At 70.2% G+C, this 6,227-nt stretch carries 4 protein-coding genes; 1 reads left to right on the forward strand and 3 read right to left on the reverse strand.

Annotated features, from left to right (window positions below; translation table 11 throughout):
* Positions 1 to 39: 39 nt before the first annotated feature.
* The 3 genes from ACFWGZ_RS38650 to ACFWGZ_RS38660 all read right to left on the reverse strand — a co-directional run bounded on the left by ACFWGZ_RS38650 (position 40) and on the right by ACFWGZ_RS38660 (position 4,343).
* Entirely contained in the window at positions 40 to 1,371 is a 1,332-nt protein-coding gene (locus tag ACFWGZ_RS38650; protein WP_382456555.1) for a cellulose binding domain-containing protein, read from the reverse strand.
* Positions 1,358 to 2,707, reverse strand: a complete 1,350-nt coding sequence (locus ACFWGZ_RS38655) for a PHB depolymerase family esterase (RefSeq protein ID WP_382456556.1) — start codon at positions 2,705 to 2,707, stop codon at positions 1,358 to 1,360. The genes ACFWGZ_RS38650 and ACFWGZ_RS38655 overlap by 14 nt, the downstream gene beginning before the upstream one ends.
* Positions 2,708 to 2,966: 259 nt before the next feature.
* Positions 2,967 to 4,343 (reverse strand): endo-1,4-beta-xylanase, encoded by a 1,377-nt coding sequence (locus ACFWGZ_RS38660; protein ID WP_382456557.1) that lies wholly within the window; start codon positions 4,341 to 4,343, stop codon positions 2,967 to 2,969.
* Positions 4,344 to 4,820: 477 nt separating this feature from the next.
* Here ACFWGZ_RS38660 and ACFWGZ_RS38665 point away from each other — a divergent pair, with 477 nt between their 5' ends.
* Complete coding sequence (locus ACFWGZ_RS38665) at positions 4,821 to 6,149, forward strand: glycoside hydrolase family 6 protein (RefSeq protein WP_382456558.1); 1,329 nt, start codon at positions 4,821 to 4,823, stop codon at positions 6,147 to 6,149.
* The last annotated feature ends 78 nt before the right edge of the window (positions 6,150 to 6,227 follow it).

The following is a 6,227-nucleotide window of genomic DNA, read 5'->3' on the forward strand; positions in this document are numbered from 1 at the left end:
GTCTGCTCACCGGTCACGCGGCCCCGCACGGGTGCCTCCTCAGACCACCTGGCAGGCGGTCCCGTTGAGGCTGAACGAGTCCGGTGCCCCGGCGTTGCCCGAGTGCGTCGCCTGGAACCCGAAGGAGACCGACGCGCCCGGCGCGATCTGCCCGTTGTAGGAGACGTTCGTCGCCGTCACCCTCCCGGAGGAGGGGGAGTAGCCGGCGCTCCAGCCGCCCGTGATCGTCTGCCCGGCGGGCAGGGTGAAGACCAGCGACCACCCGTTCACGGCCGCCGTCGAGGTGTTGGTGATGGTGATGTCCGACGTCAGGCCCTCGCCCCACGCGTTGATCTTGTCGCTCACCCGGCACGACCCCTCACCGGGCGGCGGAGTCGTGGTCGTGGTGGTCGTCGTCGTGGTCGTCGACGTCGGGTCGGGGCCGCCGCCGGTGAACTGGGTGAGGAACTTCCACGCCTCGCCCGAGGTCCAGGTCTGCCAGCCGGTGCCGCCCGAGTCGATCGGCGCCGGGGTGTGCCCGCCGTCGAACGCCGCCCACACCACGGGATACCCCGCGCGGCACCCGCTGTAGGCCGTGATGATGTGCCGGCGGCTGCCCGCCGCCGGCTCGGGCGCGTTCTGGGCCGTGCAGCCGTTGTTGCGCACGAACTTGTCGCGCAGACCACGTCCCTGGCCGATGCTCAGCACGTTGTCGCTGACGCCGTGGATGCCCAGGTACGCGACCGGCTGGGTGCCGCCGTCGCACCCGCTGAGCTGGGCGCCCGAGTAGACGACCACGGCCCGGAAGACGGTCGGGCGAGCGCACGCCACCGCATACGACATGGAGCCGCCGTAGCTCCAGCCGCCGGCGAAGCGCTGGGTCGTGTCGATGCACAGGTTGGCGTCGAGCAGCGCCACCAGGTCGTCGACGAACCGGAGGTCCTGGCCGTTGGGGTTGGCCCAGCCGCTGTTGTTGCCCTGCGGCGCCACGAAGATCGTGCCGTTGTTCGCCGCGTCGGCCAGCTTGCGCAAGCCGTAGTAGGACCAGTTGTAGCCCTCCGACCCGCCGGAGTCGACGTCGTTCGCCGAGCCGTTGAGCCAGTGGAAGCCCACGAACAGCCGGTACTGGCGGTTGCTGTCGTAGTTCGCGGGCAGCCGCAGGAAGTACGTGCGGTTCTGGCCGCCGCTGCTGATGGTGCGCTGGCCGCTCGTGAGCGTGGGCGCCTTGCCGCAGCCCGCGGTCGCCGCCGCCGTTGCGACGGTGCCGGCCGTGGCCGCCGTGGCCGCCGTGGCGGCCGTGCCGGTCTGGCCGCCGAGCGCGATGCCCGTCGCGGCGAGGAACACCGCGGCGCTCGCGGCCGCTGCCGCGATCACGACCCTATGCCTGGACATCGCACTGCACCCCGTTCAGGGCGAACCCGCCGGCCGCCGCGCTGTTGCCCGTGTGGGTGGCCTGGAAGCCGATGGAGATCTGCGCGGAGGGCGGGATCTGCCCGTTGTAGGAGACGTTCGACGCGGTCACCTGGCCGCTGGCGGGGGAGTAGGTGGCGCTCCAGCCGCCCGTGATCGCCTGGCCGCCCGGCAGCGAGAACTGCAGCTGCCAGCCGTTCACCGCCGCCGTCGAGGTGTTGGTGATGGTGATCGTCTCGGTGAGGCCGTTGTTCCACGCGTTGACCGCGGCCTTGACCGCGCAGCCCTGCGAAGGCTGAGGAGTCGTCGTGGTGGTCGTGGTTGTGGTGGTGGTTGTGGTCGTCGTGGTGGTGGGGTCCGTGGACGGGCGGTCCAGGCCGAGGAACGTGATGGCGTTGGCGACCATGCCAGCGGTCGGCACGTCGTGGCCGGTGCCCTGGGCGCTGATGCCCTCGACGACGGCGTTGGTGCCGTAGCGCGTGCGGGTCCAGTTCGACGCCGGCTGGTCGGTGGACACCGGGGTCCTGCTCACCCCGTGCACGTTCGTCCACTGGTCGAGCGCCTCGCCGAAGTTCGGGTACGCCAGCGTGGTGTCGTTCGTGCCGTGCCACAGCTGCATGCGCGGGTAGCGGCCGGTGTAGCCGGAGTACATCGCCCTGGCCTGGTCCCCCCACTGCTGCGGGGTCTTCTGCAGGTTCCCGCTCGAGCACTGGCTGTTCCACAACGACCCGTCGGTGGTCGCGAAGCAGCCCGCGGGAACGCCGGCGAACGCCGAGGCCGCGCTGAACACGTCCGGGTACTCGGCGGCCAGCACGTTGGTCATCATCGCGCCGGACGAGAAGCCCGAGACGACGATGCGCGACGCGTCGACGTTGTAGCGCTGGCGCGCGTAGGAGACCATCGACATGATGCCGGTCGAGTCGCTGCCGCCGTTGCGGCGCAACGCGTTCTGGGTGGAGACGTCGAAGCAGCGGCCTTCCCTGGTCGCCTCCGGGTAGACGATCACGTAGCCGTAGCGGTCGGCGGCGCTGACGTAGTCGCGGGCGCCGCCGTTGTGCACCGCGCTCGCCGACCCGGTGCAGTAGTGGATCATCACGAGCAGCGCGGGCCGGGCCGCCAGCCGGTCCGGCGCGTAGACGTACATGTTGAGGTTGGTCGGGTTGGTGCCGAAACCGGTCACCCGCGTCAGGGACGCGGCGTGCGCCTGCTGCGGCACGAAGGAGAAGGCAGCGGCGGCGATCATCGACACCGCGGCCGCGGCCAGCGCGACGACGCGGTAGATGGTCGTGCGCTGCCAGGAGGAACGGGAGAGGGTCACGACGACCTCGTTCTCTTGCCGGGTTCTCTTGCCGGGAAGGGGAGTCCGGACGGGGGTGGGCGCACGCGCAGGCGTCGGAGAGCGTCCGGAACCGGTCGCCCAGCTCGTCGGCCGCGGAACGGGTGGCGCACCGCCCCGCCCACTCACACCGAGCGGACGAACGGCGCCGCCGCCCCCACGCGCCGGTCTCCGGGCGCAGGCCGGCGCCCGCGGAGGGTGTGGTGTCCCTCCGCGGGGGCCTTCCTGTGGTGGTGGAGCGTCAGCGCGCCGTGCAGGTCGGGTTCAGGCCCGACCCGTTGCCGCTGCCCTGGAAGCCGAACTCGGTGGACCCGCCCGCGGGGACGTTGGCGTTGTAGTCCACGTTGGTGAAGGTGACGCTCCCGCTGTTGCCGCTGCGGTTCGCGCTCCACGAACTCGTGACCGTCGCGTTCGACACCGTGGTCGTGACGCTCCAGCCGTTCAGCGCGCTGGAGCCCGCGGTGACCTTGACGGTGGCGACGAAGCCCTCGTTCCACTGGTTCAGCGACACCGTCGCCGAGCAGGCTCCGGTGCCGGGGTCGTTGCTCGTCGTCGTCGTGGTGGTCGTGGTCGTGGTGCTCGTCGGGTCGGGACCCGTGCCGCCGGCGTTGAGCGCGTCCAGCGTCGAGTTGTACGCGGCCTTCTTGTTGCCGCTGCTGTCGAAGAGCAGCGGGGTGCCCGAGGCGCGCCACGAGTCGCTGTCGCGGATGCCCCACACGGTGATGCCGGTGCAGCGCGAGACGGCGAGGCAGGCCTTGGTGACGGTGCCGAACTTCTGGGCCTGCGAGCTGCCGGAGCCCTCGATGTCGAGCTCGGTGATCTGCACGTCGACGCCGAGGTTCGCGAAGTTCTGCAGCGTCGTCTGGTAGTTCGACGGCACCGGGCTCTGGTTGTTGAAGTGCGACTGGAAGCCGACGCAGTCGATCGGGACGCCGCGGGACTTGAAGTCCTGCACCATCCGGTACACGCCCTGGGTCTTGGCGTGCGACCAGTCGTCGGTGTTGTAGTCGTTGTAGCAGAGCTTCGCGCCGGGGTCGGCCGCGCGGGCCGCGCGGAACGCCGCCTCGATCCAGTCGTTGCCGGTGCGCTGCAGGTTGGAGTCACGACGCCCGCCGCTGCTGCCGTCGGCGTAGGCCTCGTTCACGACGTCCCAGGCGTAGATCTTGCCGCGGTAGTAGGTCGCGACCTGGGTGACGTGGTTGAGCATCGCGTTGCGCAGGGACGTGCCGGACATGTTCTGCATCCAGCCGGGCTGCTGCGAGTGCCACGCCAGTGCGTGGCCGCGGACCCGCTTGCCCTGGTTGCGGGCCTGGTTCAGGATGCGGTCGCCGTTGCCGTAGCTGAACTGGTTCTGGTTCGGCTCGGTGGCGTCCATCTTCATCTCGTTCTCGGCGGTGACCATGTCGAACTCGCGGTTCAGGATGCCCACGTAGGTCGAGTCGCCGAGCCTGCCCGCCGCCACGGCGGTGCCGAAGTACCGGCCGCTCTGCTGGGCGGCGGCGCCGAGGGTGGTCGCCGCGTTCGCTTCCGGTGGTGCGATCAGGGTGGCGCCGAATGCCGCTGTAGCGACCGTCGCGATGATCGGGATCAAGGCCACTGACTTCGGTGTCAGTTTCATCTTCCACGCTTTCCGAGGTCAACCCGAATGCAGGGTGGGTGATGGGCAGGACGGATGGCCGGACCCGGTGCGCCATTGCCGGATCTCGGTGGGCGTGGGAATTGGCGGAGTTGTTCCGCCCTCGCCCGCCGTTGCCGTTCCGGAGTGTCGCAGCCGTTCGTCGACGCTCACAAGAAGTCGTTGTCGAATTCGACGGCAGGTTGCCCTGATCGGCGTAGACCTGTTGCGGGAGCGCTCCCAACTACCACGTCACGGCGTTGATCGCATTGTCGCGCAACGTTTCGAAACTTTCCTGGTCAACGTTGTCCACCGTCACTCACGGCGTTGACGATTCAGAGTTCCCTGGTTACGTTGGCCCGAACTCGCATTCACTTCTCCGACGTTTGAGAGCGCTCTCGCGTCGCCGATTCCCACGTCCGGACAGCCATCGAAGCTGCGAGAAGCTGAATCACGGCAACCGAACGAACTGGAGACACGATGACACGGTGGAAGCGGGGCACGGGTGCCTGCGCTCTCGCGGGCGCGGTCGTCGCCGGGGTCGCCGCCCTGGTCGTCAGCGGTGGCACGACCGTCAGCGCCGCCGAGTCGGCGTTCTACGTCGACCCGTCGAGCTCGAGCGCGCGGTGGGTCGCGGCCAACCCCGGCGACTCGCGGGCGGCGGTCATCCGCGACCGGATCGCGTCGGTGCCGCAGGCGCGCTGGTACACCACGACCAACACCTCGGCGATCCGGTCCGAGATCAGCTCCTTCGTGGGCGCGGCCGCCTCGGCCGGCAAGATCCCGATCCTGGTGGTCTACAACATCCCCAACCGCGACTGTGGTGGCGCGAGCGGCGGCGGCGCGCCCTCCCACGAGGCCTACCGCGCGTGGGTCGACGAGGTCGCGGCGGGCCTCGCCGGCCGGCCGGCGACCATCGTGCTGGAGCCGGACGTGCTGCCGTTGATGACGAGCTGCCAGAACGCGGACCAGCAGAACCAGACGAAGGCGTCGATCGCCTACGCGGGCAAGAGGCTCAAGTCCGGGTCCGGCCAGGCGAAGGTCTACTTCGACATCGGCCACTCGGCGTGGCTGAGCCCGTCGGAGGCGGCGAACCGGTTGCGCGGCGCGGACATCTCCAACAGCGCCGACGGCATCTCGACCAACGTGTCGAACTACCGCTCGACCTCCGACGAGGTGAACTTCGCGAAGAACGTGCTCAACGCCGTCGGCGACGGCCGCCTCAAGGCCGTGGTGGACACGAGCCGCAACGGCAACGGCCCCGCCGGCAGCGAGTGGTGCGACCCGTCCGGGCGCGCGATCGGCACGCCCAGCACGACGAACACGGGCGACTCGAAGATCGACGCGTTCCTGTGGGTCAAGCTGCCGGGCGAGTCGGACGGCTGCATCGGCCCCGCCGGGCAGTTCGTGCCGCAGCGGGCCTACGAGCTCGCGCTGGCCGCGGGTCCGATCACGACGACGACCACCACGACCACGACCACGTCCGGCGGTGGCAACCCCGGTGGCGGGTGCACGGCCACCCACCGCGTGACGAGCCAGTGGCAGGGCGGCTACTCCGCGGAGGTCGTGATCGTGAACCGCGGCGCCGCCATCAACGGCTGGACGTTCTCGTTCTCGGCCCCCGGCGTCTCGGTGACGCAGGGCTGGAACGGCACCTGGACCGACGCGGGCGACGAGGTCAGGGTCGCGAACGCGGCCTGGAACGGCTCGATCGGGTCCGGCGCGCAGCTGAGCATCGGCTACAACGCGAACTACAACGGCACCCCGCCGTTCTCGTCGCCGGTGCTGAACGGGGTCGCCTGCTCCTGAGGCGACGACCGAAGGCCTGTCCCGCGGGTCTCGTCCGAGACTCTCACCCAGCGGACCCGCGGGACGGGGCACCAGGGG

The organism is Lentzea sp. NPDC060358, from assembly GCF_042725365.1.
Taxonomy (GTDB): domain Bacteria; phylum Actinomycetota; class Actinomycetes; order Mycobacteriales; family Pseudonocardiaceae; genus Lentzea.

What these genes read in the sequence shown, in the direction of transcription:
- ACFWGZ_RS38650 (WP_382456555.1), bottom strand. Translation starts at nt 1,371, where the DNA reads ATGTCCAGGCATAGGGTCGTGATCGCGGCAGCGGCCGCGAGCGCCGCG.
- ACFWGZ_RS38660 (WP_382456557.1), bottom strand. Translation starts at nt 4,343, where the DNA reads ATGAAACTGACACCGAAGTCAGTGGCCTTGATCCCGATCATCGCGACG.
- ACFWGZ_RS38665 (WP_382456558.1), top strand. Translation starts at nt 4,821, where the DNA reads ATGACACGGTGGAAGCGGGGCACGGGTGCCTGCGCTCTCGCGGGCGCG.